Below are 18,652 nucleotides of genomic sequence, written 5' to 3'. Positions count from 1 at the left end.
CCTAGAGTGTGGTGGTCGGTGGGGTGGTGGATTCGTGTTCTTCCCAGTCGCAGGCGCGGGCGACGGCCTTCTGCCAGCCGGCGTACAGGGCCGAGCGCTTTTCTTCTGACATGTCCGGAACAAAGGCCCGGTCGAGCGCAAACGTGTCCCGCAGTTCGTCCTGGCTGTTCCAGAATCCGCAGGCCAGGCCCGCGAGAAGCGCAGCACCTCGCGCGGTCGATTCCACCTGGCGTGGACGAAGGACCGGGACGTTCACCATGTCGGCCTGGAACTGCATGAGGAAGTTGTTGCGCACAGCCCCACCGTCGACCCGGATTTCCGAGACGGGGAGACCGGCGTCGGCTTCCATGCAATTAATCACGTCCTTGATCTGGAACGCGATGGATTCCAGGGTGGCCCGGATAATGTGGTTCCGGCTCGATCCCCTCGTCAGTCCGAGGATCGCCCCGCGGGCATACGGATCCCAGTAGGGTGCAGCCAGGCCGGTGAACGCGGGTACAACATACACCCCGCCGGAATCCTCGACCCGCATCGCAGCGTATTCGCTGTCGGCCGCGTCGTAGATGACCCGCAACTCATCCCGCAGCCATTGGATTGACGCCGCTGCCACGAAGATCAGTCCTTCGAGCGCATACTCGACCTTGCCGCCGATACCCCAGGCAATCGTGGTCAGCATGCCATTTGCCGAGCTGACGGGCTTGTCTCCGGTGTTCATGACCAGGCTGGCACCCGTGCCGTAGGTGGCCTTGACCATTCCGCGGTCGAAACACGCCTGGCCGAACAACGCTGCCTGTTGGTCGCCGATGGCCGCGGCGACCGGGATGTGGGCACCGGCGAAGATTCCGTCGCAGGTGTATCCGTAGATCTCGCTGCTGGGACGCACTTCGGGAAGGATGAGCCGGGGTACGCCGATCTCGGTGAGCAGTTTGTCGTCCCAGTCCAGCGTGTTGATGTTGAACAGCATCGTCCGGGCAGCGTTGGAGTAGTCCGTGACGTGCGCTGCCCCGGCGGTCAGGTTCCAGATGAGCCAGCTATCGATGGTGCCGAAGCACAGTTCGCCGGCCTCTGCCCGGACTCGTGCACCAGGTACATGGTCCAGCATCCACGCAATCTTGGTACCGGAGAAGTAGGCGTCTATGACCAGGCCCGTTGTGGAGCGGACATGATCCTCCAGGCCCTTCTCCTTTAGACCGTCACACGCGCCTGCTGTTCGCCGGTCCTGCCAGACGATGGCGTTCATGATGGGTTTGCCGGTGCCCCGGTCCCAGATGACTGTTGTTTCGCGTTGGTTAGTCACGCCGATGGCACCGATGTCGTGCGGGTCGATGTTGGCCCCCAGTAGCGCGCGGCGGGCCACGGCGAGTTGGGTGTTCCAGATTTCCATGGGGTCGTGTTCCACCCACCCCGGCTTGGGGTATATCTGGGTGAATTCCTGGCTGGCTTCGCCTACGATCTCCACGTCTGAGTTGTAAATTATTGCCCGGATGCCGGTTGTCCCGGCATCCAGCGCCATGATGTACTTCGTCGTCATCGCCGATCCATTTCTGTGCGCGTTGCGGGTTGGTGCAACGCGTTAATTCGATTCGAAAAGGATCATGGCTTTCATCCCTTGGCCCGATCCTGCGTAGGCCATGGCCTTCTCGATGTCATCCAGTGTGAATGTCTGGCTGACCAGTGGCGAGAGGTCCAGGCGGCGCTCTCCGACGAGCCGAAGGGATTCGGCATAATCGGAGTTGCTTGACCCTGTCGTCCCCGTGAGTGTCAGGCCCTGGTAGTGGACCCTGTTGGTGTCCAGCGGCACGGTCTGTGCCTTACCGAGTCCTGCAAAGAAGTTCACGCGTCCGTGGGTGGCCAGCAGCTGGACCGCCTGCGCCTGCACTTCGGGTTTGGACACGCACGTCAGGGCAACGTCTATGCCACGGCCTCCGGTCTCTTCATCCACCACGGTGGCAAGGTCGCGTTCGGTGAGGTTGACCAGTACGTCGGCCCCGACGGATGCAGCGAAGTCCAGACGCGGCTGCCTGTTGTTTGAGACGATGATTTTCCCGGCACCGTAGAGTTTGCTCAGCATGACGTGGCAGGCGCCGATGGGTCCGGCGCCCATGATCAACACCGTGGTGCTGGGCCCCACGCCTAGCTTGCTGACAGCGTTGTAGCAGCACGAAAGTGGTTCCACTAGGGCCGCTTCTGCGTACGTCACGCTCCCGGGCAAGTGGAACACGTTGCCCCGGTTGATGGCGAAGCCGGGTATGCGCACGTATTCCTGGAAGCCGCCGTCCATGGTGATGCCGAAGGCTTCGTAGGAGGGACACATGTTATTCAAGCCCACGAGGCAGTTCGCGCATCGCCCGCAGCCGACGTTCGGCGTGACGCTGACCCGGTCACCCACGGCGTAGCCCACGACTTCACTGCCTGCCTCGGTGATTTCCCCGGCAAATTCGTGGCCGAGCACGCGTGGGGTGCCGTCCTGCAGTTTGAAGTGCCCGTTGGCGGCGATCCGCCGGTCAGTTCCGCAAATTGACGCTGCCTGGACTTTGATGACGATGTCGCTAACTCCCGCAATTGGGGTCGGAATTTCGTCGACTGTGATCTTGCCCGGGGAATGGAGGCGTGCTGCTTTCACTGGGTCCGCACCTCCGCCTGCGCCTCGTCCGAAACAGCGAAGAGCACTTTGTTGTACCAGATTGCCCGGTCGGTGAGCTTCCTGAATGTTGCGGGCGCCGCCTCGAGGGGCAGGACATGGCTGATCAGTTCGTCCACGTGGAGATCGCGGCCCAGATGGGCGATGACCATGTCCCATTCGCTGCGGCCCTTGGGCACAACTTTGGCGTTCCACGTCCCGTAGAGCCGCAATTCCCGCCGCAGGAGCGAGGAGACGGCGGCCTTGGCCAGATGCAGGTCCCCGCTCAGGTCCCCGAGAAGGACCACCTGCCCCTGGACTGACGCTGCGTCGATCGCCTGGACCAGCGCGTTCGGATTTCCAGTCGCCTCGACGGCGATCTGCGGACCCCACCCGCCGGTGGCTGTCTTGGCAAGTTCGGCCGTGTCACCCGTTTTGGCATCGAGAGTCTCGAAGCCGAGGCCGGTCATGATCTCCAGCTTACGGTCGTCGATATCGGCCACCAGGACACGGGAACAGCCCAGAATCCGCAGCCACTGCGCGGCGAGGGCGCCGATGGGGCCGGCTCCAATCACCAGGGCCGTGGCATGGGTGGGGATCTCCACCTTCAGCATGGCGTGCAGGGCAACTCCGGCAGGTTCCACCATGGCCGCGTGGGTGAGGGGCATGTCGTTTGGAACGCGGAAGATGCTGCGCTCTGGCACCCACATCCTCTCGGACATGGCACCGTGCCTGCGGGAGCCGAAGTAGTCGTATCCGGTGCCCAGCGCATATTCGCCGATCTCGGACATCGGGTCATCGTGCCTGTGCAGCAGCGGAAAGACCGCCGCGCGGTCCCCCGGCGTAAGGCCGGGGCTGTGCGGGGCTTCCTCGACGATGGCCGAAAACTCATGTCCGAGCACCAGGGGGTAGTGATACGCCTTGCCGTGCCCGTAACGGAGCACATCGGATCCGCAGACTCCGACGGCGCCGACACGCACCAGCACGGGGTTGTCCCCGACCGGGTCTGGATCCGGGATGTCCGCGTATTCCAGATCGTTGAGTCCGTTAAGGATGGCAGCTTTCATGGTGTCTTAGACCTCCATGCCGTAGCGGTGGGCCTTATGCGTCGGGTAGAGCGCGATCTGCGGGATGGTGACGTCGGGGGTCCGCGTTGCCACGAACAGGGTGATTTCGGCGACGTTGTCCACCTCGATGCAGCTGGCGTGGATGCCTTCGTTGAGTTCCTTCTCGTCAAGCCAGCCGTCGATGTAGGCGGGGACGTCGCCGTCGTAGAGGCCCTTGTCGATGATTTCGGTCATCGGGGTCTTGACGTGGGACGGGTTGATGACGGTGACGCCGATCTTCTTGTCCTTGCCTTCGAGCAAGATGTTCTTGCTAAAGCCCATCAGGCCGTGCTTGGAGGCGCGGTACGGGCTGTGCCCGGGTCCCGACGCGACGCGCGCAGAGGACGAACCCATGTTGATGATGCGTCCGCCGTTTTCCTGCTTTTCCATGATCCTGAAGGCCTCCCGGCACATCAGGAACACGGCCGTCAGGTTCGGGGTCATCGTCTTGTTCCACTCGTCAAGGGTGACGTCCACTACCGGTGGGGCCAGGGAGTCGCGTCCGGCGCTGTTGACGATGAGGTCAACGCTGCCCCACGTGTTCTTGGCCCAGGCAAAGAGGTCGATGACGGACTGTTCGTCGGTGACGTCGGCGAGGATGGAGTGCACTTCTCCCCGGCCGTAGCCGCGGATGCTGGCGGTAACCTTTTCCAGTCGTTCTTCGTCGATGTCCACGAGCAGGACCTTGCTTTCGTTGGCGGCGAAGATCCGGGCAACGGCCTCGCCGATTCCGGACGCTGCTCCGCTGATGACGGCGACTTTGCCGGCCAAGGCAACTCCGGGCTGGGGGATGTATGTTTCGCTCATTTTGTTTTCTCCTCTTGGATGATGGAACTTGCAGAAAAGTGTTGGGGTAGGGCCGTGACCCGGCGGGACGCGGCGGCCGTTACGATGATGCCGCGTGGGATCGGATCGCGTCGGCGGCGAGTTCGGCAGCCTGCGCGGCGTTGGTGCGTATTTCTTCCCAGCGACGGCCCGCGACGGCGTCGCGGGTCGCGATCCAGGAGCCGCCACACGCGACGACGGAAGGCTGTCCCAGCCAGGCTGTGACCGTCTCGGGCGTGATTCCTCCGGTCGGCATGAAGGACACGTCCGGGTACGGTGCGCTGAGCGCCCGGACCAGCCGGATGCCTCCTATGGCCTCGGCCGGGAAGAGTTTCAGCAGTCGCAGCCCAAGGGACCTGGCTGCCTCAATTTCCGTCGGCGATGTGACGCCGGGAATGATCGGCACGAAACGTTCCCGGGCGCGCCGGACGACGGCGGCGTTGAGGCCGGGAGAGACGATGAAGTGCGCGCCGGCGTCTGCGGCGGCGTCCACGTCCTCTTCGGACAGTACGGTGCCGGCTCCCACCAGAAGCCCGGGGACGTTCTCGACCATGCGGGCAATTGCTTCGGCGGCCGCATCCGTTCTGAAGGTGACTTCCGCGATGGGAAGACCGGCTTCGACCAGCGTCCGGCCGAGCGGGATAGCGTCGTCGGCATATTCGATCTCAATGACGGGAACAATGGCGAGCCGGCGAAGCGTATCTTCCAGATCCTCAGCGTTCATGACTGATGCTCTCTTCCTGCAGGACAGCGTCTGTCCTGGGTACGGTGACGCTGTAGGGTCGTCCGACGGTCGGGACCGTCCACTGAAGATCTCCCGCAGTGCGGGCAAATTCGGCGGCGGCATCGTCGGGGTTGATGGTGTTGAAGTCGAAGAGTCCGAAGTGGTGCCCCACCATGGCGGGTATGCGCGCTGCCAAACACAGCCCGATGGCTTCTTCAACCGTGAAGTTTCCGGGTACGCCGTTTGTCAGCCGGTGGCTGTCGCGGCCGTTGATGGGCAGCAATGCCAGATCCACGCCGTGCTGACGGAGCAGTTGGGACTGGCCTTCGTAGGGGACGCAGTCGCCTGAGTGGTAGATCCGGAATCCGGCGATGTCGATGACGTAGCCCAGGAACACCGAATCCCCGTGCTCGTCGGTTTCGAGTGTTTCGTGTGCGGCGGGAACTGCGGTGACCGTGATGTCCGGGGCCAGTTCGACCCGGTCACCGGCCGTGACCGGTGTGAATGAGCTGGCCGGGACGTGGCGGTCCAGGGCGATCTGGGCACGCGCCCTCGGGGCAATGAACCGGGGGCTGTTCCGCGTCTGGAGCGCCTGAACGGTAGCCGGGTCCAGGTGGTCGGTGTGGGCGTGGCTGTGAAGTACTGCGCTGACCCCTTGGATTTCTGAGGGGTCCACGGGCACTGGGTGGAGACGGGTGTGGGGGAATATGGTGCCGGCGTACTTGGTGGCGAGGCTGTCCGAGAGGTAGGGGTCCAGAAGTACCCTGCGTCCGACATGTTCGAGTGCAAATCCCGCCTGGCCCAGCCACCAGAATTTGATGTCCTCGGATGGTGTGGCTGCCTTGGTAAGGTAGCCCAGACCGGGTCCGTCTGCCAGGGTGCGAATGATGGGCTGGGAATTCATTGCCTCACCAGCCGCTCGGGGATGGTTTCGGGATCATGGTCTTCCGGGGGTGTCTGGGCTCCGGTCATGAGGGAGACGGCGTCGTTCATCGTGATCTCGGTCTTCTGCACGCAAGCGATCCGCCGGCCGAGCCTCTGAATGTGGATTCTGTCGGCTACTTCGAAGACGTGCGGCATGTCGTGGCTGATGAGGATGACTGGAATTCCCCGGTCTCTGATCTCGGCGATGAGGTTGAGGACTTTGGCTGATTCCTTCACGCCCAGCGCGGCTGTGGGTTCATCCATGATGATGACGCGGCTTCCGAACGCTGCTGCGCGAGCGACGGCGACGCCCTGGCGTTGACCGCCCGATAGTGTTTCCACGGCCTGGCCGATGTTCTGGAGCGTCAACAGACCGAGGTCGCCGAGGATCTTCGCCGTTTCCTGGCGCATGGTCTTGCGGTCCAGCATCCGCAGTCCCCATCCAAGGGGTCCCGGCTTGCGGAGCTCCCGGCCCAGGAAGACATTGGCCGCTATGTCCCGGGCTGGGGCCAAAGCAAGGTGCTGGTAGACGGTTTCGATTCCTGCTGACCTGGCATCAAGCGGGGTGCGGAACCGTTCGGGTTTTCCTTTGACCCTGATTTCTCCTTCGTCGGGCACCACTGCGCCGGACAGGCATTTGATGAGGGATGATTTCCCGGCGCCGTTGTCTCCGATCACGGCGAGGACTTCTCCGGGGTACAGGGTCAGGTCCGCTCCGGCAAGTGCGGTGACGTGCCCGTAGCGTTTGACCAGGTTCCGGGCGGAGAGGATTGGCGTGATCTGCCGGGTCCGTGCGGGGTTGCTTGTCGTTGTCATCCTGCGACCTTTCGTGTCCACTGGTCAAGGCCGACGGCCACGATGACCAGGACGCCTGTGGTGAAGACCTGCCAGAGCACGTCCACGCCTGTGAGTGTCAGACCGTTGCTGAACACCCCGATGATCAGGGCGCCTAGCAGTGTGCCGAGCACGTGTCCGCGGCCGCCGAAGAGACTGGTGCCTCCGATGACGACGGCTGTGATGCTGGCAAGGTTTACGCCTTCTCCGGAGAACGGGCTGACGGAGCCGACGCGCCCGATGAGAAGCCATCCGGCAATGGCGCAGACGACGCCGGCGACGATGTAGACGCTTATGAGCACCCTGCTGGTGCGGATACCGCTCAGGCGTGCGCCTTCGGCGTTGTCTCCGACGGCGTAGATGTGTTCGCCCCAGGCGGTGCGCCGGAGGATGTAGCTGACGACGATGAAGGCTGCCAGGACGAGGACCGAGCCAAACGTTACCGGCGCCCCCAGAACATGAAACGTCTGGCCGGGCCACAGGAGCAGGTCAGGCAGTGCATTTGCCTTGATCGTCTGGCTGCCGGAGACATAGAGGTTAAGGGCGGTAAAGATGCTGAGGGTGCCGAGGGTCGCAATGAAGGGCGGTACCCGGAACCGGGTGACCAGGGCGCCGTTGAGGGATCCGCACACTGCACCGGTCAACAGAGCCAGGAGCAGCGCCAGCAGCGGGGGAGTGCCTGCTTCGGCGGCCAGCTTGCCAGCGATCACGGTGCTGAAGACCATGGCTGCCGCCACGGACAGGTCAATGCCTCCGGTCAGGATGATCAGGGTCTGTGCGATGCCGACCATGCCGATGATCTGGACCTGTTGCAGGATCAGGGAGATGTTCAGGGGCTCGATGAAACGGGGTCCGACCGCGATGGTGAAGAAGATGCAGGCGAGGATCAGCACGGCAGTCGGCCCCAGCAATGGGTGGGCGTGCATGGCCCGCTGGATGCGGCCCAAGAGCGGGACTTGCGGCTGGTCGACGAGGCGTTCCCCGACCCGGCGCGGGGGTGCCGGCGCAGTTGGCGGTGGTGATACGGACTTCATTGTGTGTACCTTCGCTGTTCAAAGAGGTGGTGTCCTGGGGGAATGGGGCTCATCCCCAGCAGTTCGCCAGACCCCAGGCCGTGTCCTTGGAGTCGACTCCGGCGGCGGGCTTGTCGCTGATGAGCGTCACGCCCGTGTTGGTGAAGTCCAAGCCCTGGCTGGTTGCAGGCCTGGTGCCATCCTTGATGTAGGCGCTGATGGCCTGAAGCGCGTCACCGGCCATCTTCAGGGGAAACTGCATTGACGTGGCTCCGATGGCTCCGGCTTTGACGTCCTTGACTCCGGGGCAGCCGCCGTCGATGGAGACCACTGTCACTTTGTTCTCAAGGCCCGCGGCCTTGATGGATTCGAACGCGCCAGCAGCGGCCGGCTCGTTGATGGTGTACACGAGGTTGATGCTCCGGTCACGCTGGAGGAGCTTCTCCATGGCGGTCCGGCCGCCAGCTTCGTTGGCGTTGGTGACTTCGTGGCCGACGATGCGGGAGTCTGACTCGTCGCCGATCTTGGACTTGTCGGCGACGTCGATGCCGAACCCCTGGAGGAATCCTTGGTCTCTTTGGACGTCGACGGCGACCTGGGCGGGGCTCAGATCCAGCATGGCGATGCGGGCCTGCTTGCCGCTGAACTGGGTGGCGGCCCACTTCCCGATGAGTACTCCGGCCTGGAAATTGTCCGTGGCGTAGGTTGCGTCTGCGGCCGAGGCCGGATTGGTGGGGGAATCCAGCACGGCGACAAAGACTCCGGCATCGCGTGCCTTCTTGATGGCGGGAAGGATGGCTTCGGAGTCGGAAGGGGCGATCATGATGCCCTTCGCTCCCCGGGCGATCAGATTTTCTATCGCTTTGACCTGGGAGTCATTGTCACTCTGGCCCTGGCCGGACAGCGCCTGCAGCTCGAAGCCGAGTTCCGCTGCCTTCTGCTGGGCACCTTCGCGCATCTTGACGTAATACGGGTTGTCGTCGGTTTTGGTGATGAGCCCGACGAGAGGTTTGGAACTGCCTGAGGCTCCGGAACATCCTGAAGCTCCGATGGCGAGTCCGGCCGCGATCAGGATGGCCACCGCGGTTTTGATCTTCGGTGCACGCCTTTGTGTACGGGACAACATTCTTCAAGAGCCTTTCTCGCGTCCACGAGCGTCGCCACTCTGAACTTCGGGGTGCTGTTGGTCACTACAGTAGCAGAAATTTTCAACCGTGCAATAACTTTTGGAAGAAAGTTCCAACCTCACGTAGGGTCGTTCTTATGTGTGGAATTGTGGGATATGCAGGCAGGGTGGGATCGGCTGAGGCCGGGGTGACGAGCTTGGCGGTAAGTGTGGTCCTCGAGGGCCTTCGACGCCTGGAATACAGGGGGTACGACTCCGCAGGAGTCGCGGTCCTGGCCGGGGGGAGCGTTCATGTGCGCAAGAAGGCCGGAAAGCTGGCGAACCTCGCGGCACTCGTGAAAGCGGAGCCCCTGCCGGCAGCAGCGGTAGGCATTGGGCACACCCGGTGGGCGACGCACGGGGCGCCGACCGATGTAAACGCCCACCCGCATCAGGCTGACGATGGCCGGCTCGCCGTCATACATAACGGGATCATCGAGAACGATTCACTTTTGCGGAGCCGGCTGGCAGCCCGGGGCCACGTGTTCCGTTCGGAGACCGATTCCGAGGTTGCGGCGGCCCTTCTGGCGGATAACTACCGCAGCCTGGATGGGGATCGGGCCGGCGACGGCCCTCTTGCCGCTGCGATGCGCCGGACATGCCAGGAGCTGGAGGGGTCCTTCACTATCCTTGCGGTGCATGCCGACCACCCAGGCCTTATCGTGGCTGCCCGCAGGGATTCCCCTCTCGTGGTGGGCCTTGGTGACGGTGAGAATTTCCTGGGATCGGACGTCTCTGGATTCATCGATTTCACGCGCCGCGCCGTCGAACTCGGACAGGACCAGGTTGTCACCCTCACGGCGGATGCGGTAGTCATCACCGACTTCAGCGGCCGACCCGCTGTGGGGAACGAATTCACCGTCGAATGGGAGGCCGCGGCAGCCACCAAAGATGGCCACTCTTCGTTCATGGCCAAGGAGATCCACGAGCAACCCGAAGCCGTCCGCCGCACCCTCAGTGGCCGGCTTGGCTCTGACGGAGCAGTTTCGCTGGGGGAGCTTGGAATCAGCGACAAAGCACTGGCGAGGATTCAAAAGATCGTCATCGTGGCCTGCGGCACGGCCTCCTACGGGGGCCAAATTGCCAAATACGCGCTCGAACGCTGGTGCCGCATACCCGTTGAAGTCGATCTAGCGCACGAGTTCCGCTACCGGAGCCCACTGGTTGACGACCGCACGCTCGTGATTGCCATCTCGCAATCCGGCGAAACGATGGACACCCTGATGGCCGTTCGATACGCGCGGGAACAGGGTGCGACGGTCCTCGCGATCTGCAACACCGTCGGCGCCACTATTCCCCGTGAAGCCGACGGGGTGCTCTACACGCACGCAGGACCCGAGGTGGCTGTAGCCTCGACAAAGGCGTTCCTGACCCAAGTGACAGCCACACTGCTGCTCGCTTTATATCTCGCCCAGATGCGGGGCTCCGGCGATCCGACGGAAATCTCAGCCGCAGCACGGGAACTGGCCGGCATACCAGGAAGGGTACAGAGTGTGCTGGCGGGCGCAGGCCAAATCGAAGCTCTCGCCGCATCAATGGCCGACGTGACATCAGTGCTCTTCATTGGTAGGCATGTCGGGCACCCGGTTGCCATGGAAGGGGCCCTAAAGCTCAAGGAGCTCGCCTACATCCACGCCGAAGGCTTCGCCGCCGGCGAGCTCAAGCATGGCCCGATTGCCCTCATCGAGCCGGGCCAGGCTGTCGTGGTCATCATGCCTTCGCCGGCCGCGAGCCCGGTCCTGCACGCGAAGATGATGTCCACAATCCAAGAAATCAAGGCGCGCGGGGGGCGGGTCATCGCCGTCGGGGAGGAGGGTGATGCCGCGACCACGGCGGATGCGTTGCTGACCGTGCCGGCGTCCAGCCCCCTGCTGGCGCCCCTGCTGACCGCCATCCCGCTGCAGCTCTTTGCAGCAAGCCTGGCCGGCGCCAAGGGGCTGGACATTGATCAGCCCCGAAATCTCGCGAAGTCCGTCACTGTGGAATGACACGCTCGGCCAAGGTGTAGAAATTCCTACCAAATATCTAGTTATGGTGGGAAATTCCTGCTACCTTGATGCTATTGCCAATGAGGGCAAGACCCATTGCGTCCCCAACTGGTCCCGGCCACCGAAATACTGCCGCCAGCCACTGCAATGGCATTCAGAGAGGCCCAACATGTTTCAACGGAGAAACCACAAACGGGGGAGCGCGGCCGTGGCCTTGCTTGCCTGTCTCATGCTGCTGACCACCGCCTGCGGGTCCGCGCAATCCAGTCAGACATCACAGACGAATTCCGCCGCTTCGGCAGCGTTTACAACCAAGGTCACCGCTGATGTCGCGGCAGCAACCGCGCCGCAGACCCCAACGACCAACCCCGTCCCGGCCAGCGCATCGCTCTCCACCGGGGCCAAGAAGATCGTGATCATCCCCTGTTCCATGGCCGTGGAAGGGTGCGCCCGACCGGCCCGTTCAACGCAGGAAGCCTCACGGCTCCTTGGCTGGGATGCGACCATTGACGACCCCGCAAGCGACAGCACCAAGATCTCTGCCGCTATTCAGCGGGCAGTTTCGCGGAAAGTCGATGCCATCGCACTGACGTCCATCGACGCCGCTGCAGTCCAAGGAGATATCAAGTCCGCGCGAGACGCAGGCATCGCAGTCACCTGCAACATGTGCGGTAACAAGGATGATCTGTACGAGTCATTGATTCCCGCCCTGGACGCTAACAACAAGGCGGGCTATCTGCTCGGTGAGTTCGCTTTCCTCGAAGCCCGTAAGCGCTTCAACTCGGCCCCCAAATTCATCGTCCTGACGGATCCGGAGTTCGACACCGTCAAGGCCCGGGTGAGTGGGCTTAAGCAGTTCATCGATGACTGCAAAGCCGCCGGAGCCGGCTGCGAGCAGGTCGCGGAAAGTTCCTTCCTGGCAGGTGAAATCAGCACCGTGGCCCCCGGACGGGTGGCCCAGCTCGCGCGCAGCAACCCCCGATACAACGTGCTGTTTGCAGGATTCGACGCGGCCATGCTGTTCTTCTCCCAGGGTCTGCAGCAGGCCGGACTGGCTGACTCCAAGAAGGCTTTCGGGATTTCCGTGGACGCGGACGTCGCCAACACAGAGATGATCCGCAAGGGCGGGTTCCAGGCGGCCTCCATCGGATTTGCCTTCGGCCGTGCCGGCTATGGCCAGGTGGACAATCTGAACAGGATCTTCAGCGGCCAGAAGCCCCAGGACCAGGGCGTCACTGGCAAACTCGTCACCGCCGAGAATGCCCCGGCCTCCGGCGGCTGGGATGGAGACTTCGACGCGGTGGGCCTTTACAAGGGACTGTGGAAGGTCAGCTGACATGACGACTTCCGATTCGCCCCGCACTGTGCTCACGGTGCGGGGGCTGTCCAAGACGTTCGTGGGGCAAAAGGCCCTCGACGCCGTGAACCTCGAGCTGCGCTCGGGTGAAGTACACGCACTCCTCGGCCAGAACGGCTGCGGAAAGTCCACGCTCATCAAGTGCCTTGCCGGTTTCCATCACCCGGACGAAGGCGCCGAAATGACTCTGGACGGTGTGCCTGTCACCCTTCCGTTCGAACCCGCCCAGGCCGCGGCCATGGGTTTGGTGTTCGTTCACCAGGACCTGGGTCTTATTCCGAATCTTTCCATCACCGAGAATTTCGAAGCCTCAAGACGATACGGGACTGGGCTCTTCTCAAGGATCCCGTGGTCCCGGATGCGAGAAAACACCATCGCAGAGCTGGTGCTTCTCGGGCACCCGGATCTTGACCCCGACACGCCGGTCGGCCGTCTCCCGATCGCCCAACAGACCATTGTCGCCATAGCGCGCGCGCTGAGCTCGGCCGGCGAAGGGGCCAAGATCCTCGTCCTAGACGAACCTACGGCTGCTCTGCCCGACTCGGAAGCCGAGCTGCTGTTCAAAGCAGTCCGACGAGTCATGGACAGGGGCGTGGCCGTCCTATACGTCACCCACAAACTCGAAGAGTTGTCCGCATTTGCCGACAGGGCGACCATCCTGCGCGATGGCCGGAACGTGGAAACGGTCGACATAGCCGATACCGACCGGGACAGCCTCGTTCGGCTGATCGTTGGACGAGAGGTGGAGGCCGTCACCCGCGCACATGGGCCACAGTCCACCGGACGAGAGCTCATGGACGTCCGCGGCATATCCGGAAAACGGCTCCGGGACGTCTCGTTCAAAGTCGGGGCGGGAGAAATCATCGGGATCGCAGGAATGCTGGGATCAGGCCGGAGCGAACTGGCCCGGATTCTCTTTGGTGCGCAGGAACCCGTGAGCGGCACTATCAGTGTCCAGGGCAAAGAGTGTCGGTTCAGGACGCCCCGGGATGCGGTGGCGCGGAAGATTGCCCTAATCCCGGAGAACCGGCGTCGGGACGGCGGGGTGCTCGACATGAGCGTCGGAGAGAACCTCACAATGCCATCAATCGGCCGGTTCTGGCACGGCGTCAGGCTGTCCAAAGCCGCGGAACGGCAATGGGTATCGCAACAGATCCGCGACTACGACGTCAGGCCGGCTTCGTCCGGCAGGCTGTTCCGGGTGCTCTCCGGGGGAAACCAGCAAAAAGTCGTCATCGCCAAATGGTTAGAGACCAATCCCGACATTGTCATCTTTGACGAACCTGTCCAAGGAGTGGACATTGGTGCGCGGGCGGAAATATTCGACCTCATTAGCAGTGCGGCGGAACGGGGGGCCGCGGTCCTGTTGATCTCCTCCGAGATCGAGCAGATGATTGCCCTCAGTCATCGGATCCTCACTCTCCGGCGCGGACGGATCGTCGCCGACGAATCAACCACAGGCCTGACCGCCGGCAAGGTCACACAGTCGATGTACTTCGACGGTGAAAGAACTAAGGAAACAACACAATGACTTCGACCCTAGACCCGACGTCCGCAACACCGCCGACCAGCGACCCCCGGAAAACCGGGAAGCGTTTGATGAACAGACGGCCCAACGAACCTCTGTCGTTGTTCTTTGCCCGGATAGCACTGCCGCTGCTCCTGGTGCTGTTGATTGTCGTTTTCTCCGTTGCGGCCCCCGAGACATTTGCGACTGTTGACAATCTCAAGACGGTGCTGAATCTTCAGGCGGTTCTGACGATTCTGGCAATTGGACTCCTCCTGCCGCTCATCGTCGGTGAACTTGATCTCTCCGTCGCCGCCAACCTGGGCCTTGGACTGATTCTCGTCACCGGCCTGACATCCCAGCAGGGCGTGCCGGCGGTCCCTGCCATCATCATCGCCGTTGCGGCTTGCACCGCCGTCGGCCTCATCAATGGACTGCTGGTCAGCAAGGCCGGGATCAATTCATTCATCGTGACCATTGGCATGAGTACAATCCTCACGGGGCTGATTGGCGCCTACACGCTCGGCAACGTCTTCTATGAGAACATCCCCAAGGAGCTCACAGAGCTGGGACAAGGCAACCTTCTTGGCATTCCGTTGCCCGTGCTCGCCGCGGCGGCCATTGGACTGATCCTCTGGTACATACTGTCGCAGACACCTGCAGGGCGGTTTCTTTACGCCATTGGGGGGTCACGGGACGCCGCACGGCTCTCGGGGATCGCGGTACCCCGGCTCACAATCGGCGCCTTCGCCGGCGCAGGCGCCCTGGCCGGCATCGCCGGCGTCATCCAGGCAGGAATCCTCGGGAGCGGCAGCCCTACAGTGGGGCCACCGATGTTGCTGCCGGCCTATGCCGCAGTCTTCCTCGGCGCCACCGCATTCATCCCCGGAACGTTTAATGTCTGGGGGACCATTGTTGCCGTTATCACTCTCCAGGTGGGCACCACGGGACTGGCCCTCATTGGCGCGCCGTTCTGGATTGAACCGTTGTTCACCGGTACTGCCCTCATCGCCGCCGTCGCCGCCACCCGGCTCCTGCGCGGCGAGGCCACCTAAGCCGGGCATGAAAGCCCAAGAAACCACCACATCAACGAGAAGGCGAATCACATGAACATCAATCTTGCGGGCAAGAAAGCCCTGGTAACAGGGTCCAGCCAGGGGATAGGCCTGGCCATCGCCAAGGGTCTCGCTGCAGCGGGAGCCACCGTGACAATCACGGGTCGCAATCAGGAGCGGGTGGAGAAGGCTGCCCAGGCCGTAAACAACCTCAACCTGCCGGGACGACTCACACCGCTTGCGGTTGACCTCTGCACAAAGGAGGGAACTGCCAAACTCTTCAGTGCGCTCCCTGCCGTGGACATCCTGATCAACAATCTGGGCATCTTTGAGCCGAAGTCGTTCTTCGACATCGATGACGACGAATGGATCCGGTATTTCGAAGTCAACGTCCTCACCGGAATTCGGACGGCCCGTCAGTATCTCCCCGGGATGATGAAGGACGGCTGGGGCCGCGTTGTATTCATCTCGAGCGAATCAGCGTTGCAGATTCCGCCCGAGATGATGCACTACGGCGCAACAAAAACGATGCAGCTGGGCATTTCCCGCGGGCTGGCGGAACTGACTGCCGGGACCGGCGTCACCGTCAACTCTGTCCTGCCCGGACCGACATTCTCAGAAGGCGTCTCCGATTTTGTCGTGAAGATGGGGGGAGATTCCCAGCTCTCCGCCCAGGCGCAGACAGATGATTTCGTACGGGAACACAGGCCCACATCGTTGCTGCGACGCGCGGCCACGACAGACGAAGTCGCCAACTTGGTCGTTTATCTCAGCTCACCCCAGGCCTCCGCGACTGTGGGTGCCGCTGTGTCCGTTGATGGCGGCACCCGGCGCGCGATCTTCTAAGCCGCAGTGAACGCCCAACGCAACTGTGGAGGGCGACAGGTACAGAGGCGTGGAGAGGGAACCCATGGCACAGCGCCGGCCCTCTCCACGCCCGGTCCTGGCGTGACTTGCGGGCCGTATGATCTATGTTCCAAGAGGGCCATTTCACCAACTAATCGCGTGCAGGCAAGACCGTGAAGCGGGCATTGTGTTTGCTGGACGGGAAGGAATGGGACGCCCAGGATTTCGCGGCCAAACCTAAGGACTGGAGGATGCGCCACAGAAGCCACCTCGTATGCCTTGGCTGCGGCTCGCGCGCCTTCTTTCGAGACACCTCCAGGCACGGGAGCCGGGCATTTTTCGGCGCGAAACCTCACGGGTGGGCCTGTCCCGTCGTCTCGTATAGTTACGGCGTCTTCAGGTACCTGCAGTAACGAACCCGCATTGAGTCGGCCTGCCCAATGGTTCAATGCTTCGGTTGGAGGCTTAGACGGTCGACGCCGTGCATGGCGTCTGCGGCCCGCACCAGGGTCAGGTGGGAGAAGGCTTGGGGAAAGTTTCCCGCCATCCGATTGTCCTTCATTGAGTATTCTTCGCTGAGCAGGCCGAGGTCGTTGGAGAGTCCCACCAGCATGTCCATCAGGTTCCCGGCGTCGGTCCGGCGGCCCGAGCGAGCGTACTGTTCCACCAGCCAGAAGGAACACGCGAGGAATGGATGCTCACCCGGTTCCAATCCGTCAACGCCCGTCTCAGTGCGGTAGCGCAGCAGCAGTCCCTCCGCGGTGAGCAGCTCCCTTTCGAGCTGGGCGACGGTGCTGAGCATGCGCTCATCGTCATAGGCCAGGAAGCCAACCTGCGGCAAGGCCAGCAGGGCGGCGTCGGTCTGCTGGCCGCCGTAGGTTTGCGTGAACGAGTTGAGGTCCCGGTTGAATCCGAGATCGACGACTTCCGCGGCCAAGTTCTCACGGAGTCTCTCCCACTGCTCCACAGGACCCGGCAGTCCGTGGTCCCGAACGGCCCTCACCCCGCTGTCAAAGGCAGCCCACATCATGACTCTGGAGTGGGTGAAATATTGGGCATCGCCACGCACTTCCCACAGGCCGAAGTCTTTATCCGCGAGGTGATTTTCCACGGATCCAAGCAGCGCCCGCTGAAGTGCCCAGGAGAAATGATCCTCTTTGCCCCCGGCGAGACGAAGTCTTTCAAGAGCCACCATCACTTCGCCGACCACATCGGCCTGGTACTGGGATACGGCAGCGTTACCGATTCGCACCGGTCTGGCATTCCGGTATCCGGGAAGGTGGGGCAGCTCCTTTTCCGTCAGGTCCCGTTCGCCCCCCACACCGTACATTATTTGCAGGTCCTCGGGATCGCCGGCGAGGGCCCGCAAAAGCCAGTTACGCCACTTGAGGGCCTCGGTCTCATAGCCATGCGTCAACATGGCCTCCAACGTCAAGGACGCGTCGCGCAGCCAACAGTAGCGGTAGTCCCAATTGCGCGTACCCCCAAAATCTTCAGGCAGGGAAGTGGTGGGCGCCGCGACAATGCCGCCGGTCTCATAGTGGGTGAGCGCACGCAGCACCAGCAGTGACCGCTTCACTGCCCCGCCGTATTTGCCGTCATCGCGGCAATTGCCGGCCCAGGTGGTCCAGTAGTCCACTGCGAGTTCGAGGGCAGCATCGACATCGATGGCCGCCGGCACATCCTCGTGTGAGGGGAACCATGTCAGTTCGAAGTCCACGGTCTGCCCCTGTGCAACCGTAAACTCCCCGGCATGCCGGTGACCTTCGGCCATCGGAAGGTAGTCTCCCCGTAAGGCGAGCGCGTCCGGACCCGACATGGCCAGCAGTATCTCCGCACCCCGAACCGCCGCGCTATCAAGGACCCGGCTTACCCAGGGCAACACGGTGGCGTATTGGGGTCGGATTCTTATCTCCTGGCGCATGAGGACGGTCCCGCTCAGTCCTGTCACGCGACGGACAAGACGCGAACGTCGGTCACCAACGGGCATGAATTCCGTCACCAACACCCGTCCGGTGTCGGTCTGCCACGTTGTCTGGAGTACGAACGTCGAGTCCACATAGTGACGATCAATCACGACGGCCTCTGGCGGGCTCGGCGCCAACAGCCATCGGCCGTGTTCCTCGCTCCCGAGTAGGGCGGCAAACACCGACGGCGAGTCGAAACGAGGGAAACACAGCCAATCCACGCTGCCTTGCAGGGAAACAAGAGGTCCGGTGTGAAGATCGGATAGCAGCGCATAATCTTCTATCGGTGCGGCCATGCTTCACTCAATCACGACGGGACGGAATCCAGATAGGCCCTGTCGTTGCCCGCCTCTCGAATTCCACCGGGTTTGTTCCGTCTGTGCCGAGCATCGGGCCGTAGGGGCAGTAGGTCACGCAGTAGTTTGCTTCATTCCCGGGAGCATCTCAGGCGCGGGTGAGTCGAAGTCCTGGAGTGCAGTCGAAGAAGGCTGGCTGTACGACGCGCGCAAACGGAATGATGAGCCATTGGTTCCCGTAGAACTCCACATAGGAGTCAGAGGGGCAATGTGCGAAGGCTTCTTCGCGAGTCATGTCGTCGTTCCCTTCCATGGTGTTCGAGCGGGTAGGCTTTGCCCGGGCCGCATCATCCTGACGCCTTCAGCCCTGAGACTTCCTGACCGCCGAGCGTGATGTCGGTGTGGTGCTACTCATCATCATAGCA

Annotated in this window: 15 protein-coding genes; 5 read left to right on the top strand and 10 right to left on the bottom strand. The window is 62.5% G+C overall.

The features are described 5' to 3' along the window. Window position 1: 1 nt before the first annotated feature. The 9 genes from glpK to ABD243_RS13850 form a co-directional block, all read right to left on the bottom strand. The gene (gene glpK / locus ABD243_RS13890) at window positions 2-1,531 is read right to left on the bottom strand and encodes a glycerol kinase GlpK (protein WP_344366811.1); all 1,530 of its coding nucleotides are present in this window, start codon (window positions 1,529-1,531) and stop codon (window positions 2-4) included. A gap of 42 nt (window positions 1,532-1,573) precedes the next feature. After that, the gene (locus ABD243_RS13885; protein ID WP_344366810.1) at window positions 1,574-2,623 is read right to left on the bottom strand and encodes a zinc-dependent dehydrogenase; all 1,050 of its coding nucleotides are present in this window, start codon (window positions 2,621-2,623) and stop codon (window positions 1,574-1,576) included. Next, window positions 2,620-3,687 carry a galactitol-1-phosphate 5-dehydrogenase gene (locus tag ABD243_RS13880; RefSeq protein WP_344366808.1) on the bottom strand — a complete coding sequence of 356 codons (1,068 nt, stop codon included), beginning with the start codon at window positions 3,685-3,687 and terminating at the stop codon, window positions 2,620-2,622. The genes ABD243_RS13885 and ABD243_RS13880 overlap by 4 nt, the downstream gene beginning before the upstream one ends. Before the next feature lie 6 nt (window positions 3,688-3,693). Then, a complete protein-coding gene (locus tag ABD243_RS13875) occupies window positions 3,694-4,533 on the bottom strand; it encodes an SDR family oxidoreductase (RefSeq protein ID WP_344366806.1) in 840 nt (279 codons plus the stop codon). A gap of 79 nt (window positions 4,534-4,612) precedes the next feature. Beyond that, complete coding sequence (gene eda / locus ABD243_RS13870) at window positions 4,613-5,275, bottom strand: bifunctional 4-hydroxy-2-oxoglutarate aldolase/2-dehydro-3-deoxy-phosphogluconate aldolase (protein ID WP_116766213.1); 663 nt, start codon at window positions 5,273-5,275, stop codon at window positions 4,613-4,615. Further along, window positions 5,265-6,179, bottom strand: coding sequence for an MBL fold metallo-hydrolase (locus ABD243_RS13865; protein WP_344366804.1), 915 nt, complete (start codon window positions 6,177-6,179; stop codon window positions 5,265-5,267). Before ABD243_RS13865 ends, eda begins: the two co-directional genes overlap by 11 nt. Further along, complete coding sequence (locus ABD243_RS13860) at window positions 6,176-7,015, bottom strand: ATP-binding cassette domain-containing protein (protein ID WP_344366802.1); 840 nt, start codon at window positions 7,013-7,015, stop codon at window positions 6,176-6,178. The genes ABD243_RS13865 and ABD243_RS13860 overlap by 4 nt, the downstream gene beginning before the upstream one ends. Beyond that, window positions 7,012-8,067: an ABC transporter permease gene (locus tag ABD243_RS13855; protein ID WP_344366800.1), complete on the bottom strand. Its 1,056-nt coding sequence runs from the start codon at window positions 8,065-8,067 to the stop codon at window positions 7,012-7,014. The genes ABD243_RS13860 and ABD243_RS13855 overlap by 4 nt, the downstream gene beginning before the upstream one ends. A 49-nt stretch (window positions 8,068-8,116) precedes the next feature. Then, window positions 8,117-9,172, bottom strand: coding sequence for a substrate-binding domain-containing protein (locus ABD243_RS13850; protein ID WP_344366797.1), 1,056 nt, complete (start codon window positions 9,170-9,172; stop codon window positions 8,117-8,119). A 137-nt stretch (window positions 9,173-9,309) separates the two neighbouring features. On the opposite strand from ABD243_RS13850, the gene glmS reads away from it, so the two are divergent. From glmS to ABD243_RS13825, 5 genes are read left to right on the top strand one after another with little or no spacing between them, the layout of a single operon-like run. Beyond that, complete coding sequence (gene glmS, locus ABD243_RS13845; protein WP_344366795.1) at window positions 9,310-11,199, top strand: glutamine--fructose-6-phosphate transaminase (isomerizing); 1,890 nt, start codon at window positions 9,310-9,312, stop codon at window positions 11,197-11,199. Next, window positions 11,156-12,535, top strand: coding sequence for a sugar ABC transporter substrate-binding protein (locus ABD243_RS13840; RefSeq protein WP_344366793.1), 1,380 nt, complete (start codon window positions 11,156-11,158; stop codon window positions 12,533-12,535). The genes glmS and ABD243_RS13840 overlap by 44 nt, the downstream gene beginning before the upstream one ends. A gap of 1 nt (window position 12,536) precedes the next feature. Continuing rightward, the gene (locus ABD243_RS13835) at window positions 12,537-14,087 is read left to right on the top strand and encodes a sugar ABC transporter ATP-binding protein (protein WP_344366791.1); all 1,551 of its coding nucleotides are present in this window, start codon (window positions 12,537-12,539) and stop codon (window positions 14,085-14,087) included. After that, window positions 14,084-15,118, top strand: a complete 1,035-nt coding sequence (locus tag ABD243_RS13830; RefSeq protein ID WP_344366788.1) for an ABC transporter permease — start codon at window positions 14,084-14,086, stop codon at window positions 15,116-15,118. The genes ABD243_RS13835 and ABD243_RS13830 overlap by 4 nt, the downstream gene beginning before the upstream one ends. A 51-nt stretch (window positions 15,119-15,169) precedes the next feature. Then, the gene (locus ABD243_RS13825; protein WP_344366786.1) at window positions 15,170-15,964 is read left to right on the top strand and encodes an SDR family NAD(P)-dependent oxidoreductase; all 795 of its coding nucleotides are present in this window, start codon (window positions 15,170-15,172) and stop codon (window positions 15,962-15,964) included. A 445-nt stretch (window positions 15,965-16,409) separates the two neighbouring features. Here the strand turns inward: ABD243_RS13825 and ABD243_RS13820 are convergent, their stop codons facing one another. Continuing rightward, window positions 16,410-18,227, bottom strand: a complete 1,818-nt coding sequence (locus ABD243_RS13820; protein ID WP_344366784.1) for a glycoside hydrolase family 15 protein — start codon at window positions 18,225-18,227, stop codon at window positions 16,410-16,412. Window positions 18,228-18,652 lie beyond the last annotated feature (425 nt).

This window comes from Arthrobacter humicola (assembly GCF_039531445.1).
Classification (GTDB): Bacteria; Actinomycetota; Actinomycetes; order Actinomycetales; family Micrococcaceae; genus Arthrobacter; species Arthrobacter humicola.
This window is presented reverse-complemented; position numbering and strand designations above follow the sequence as displayed.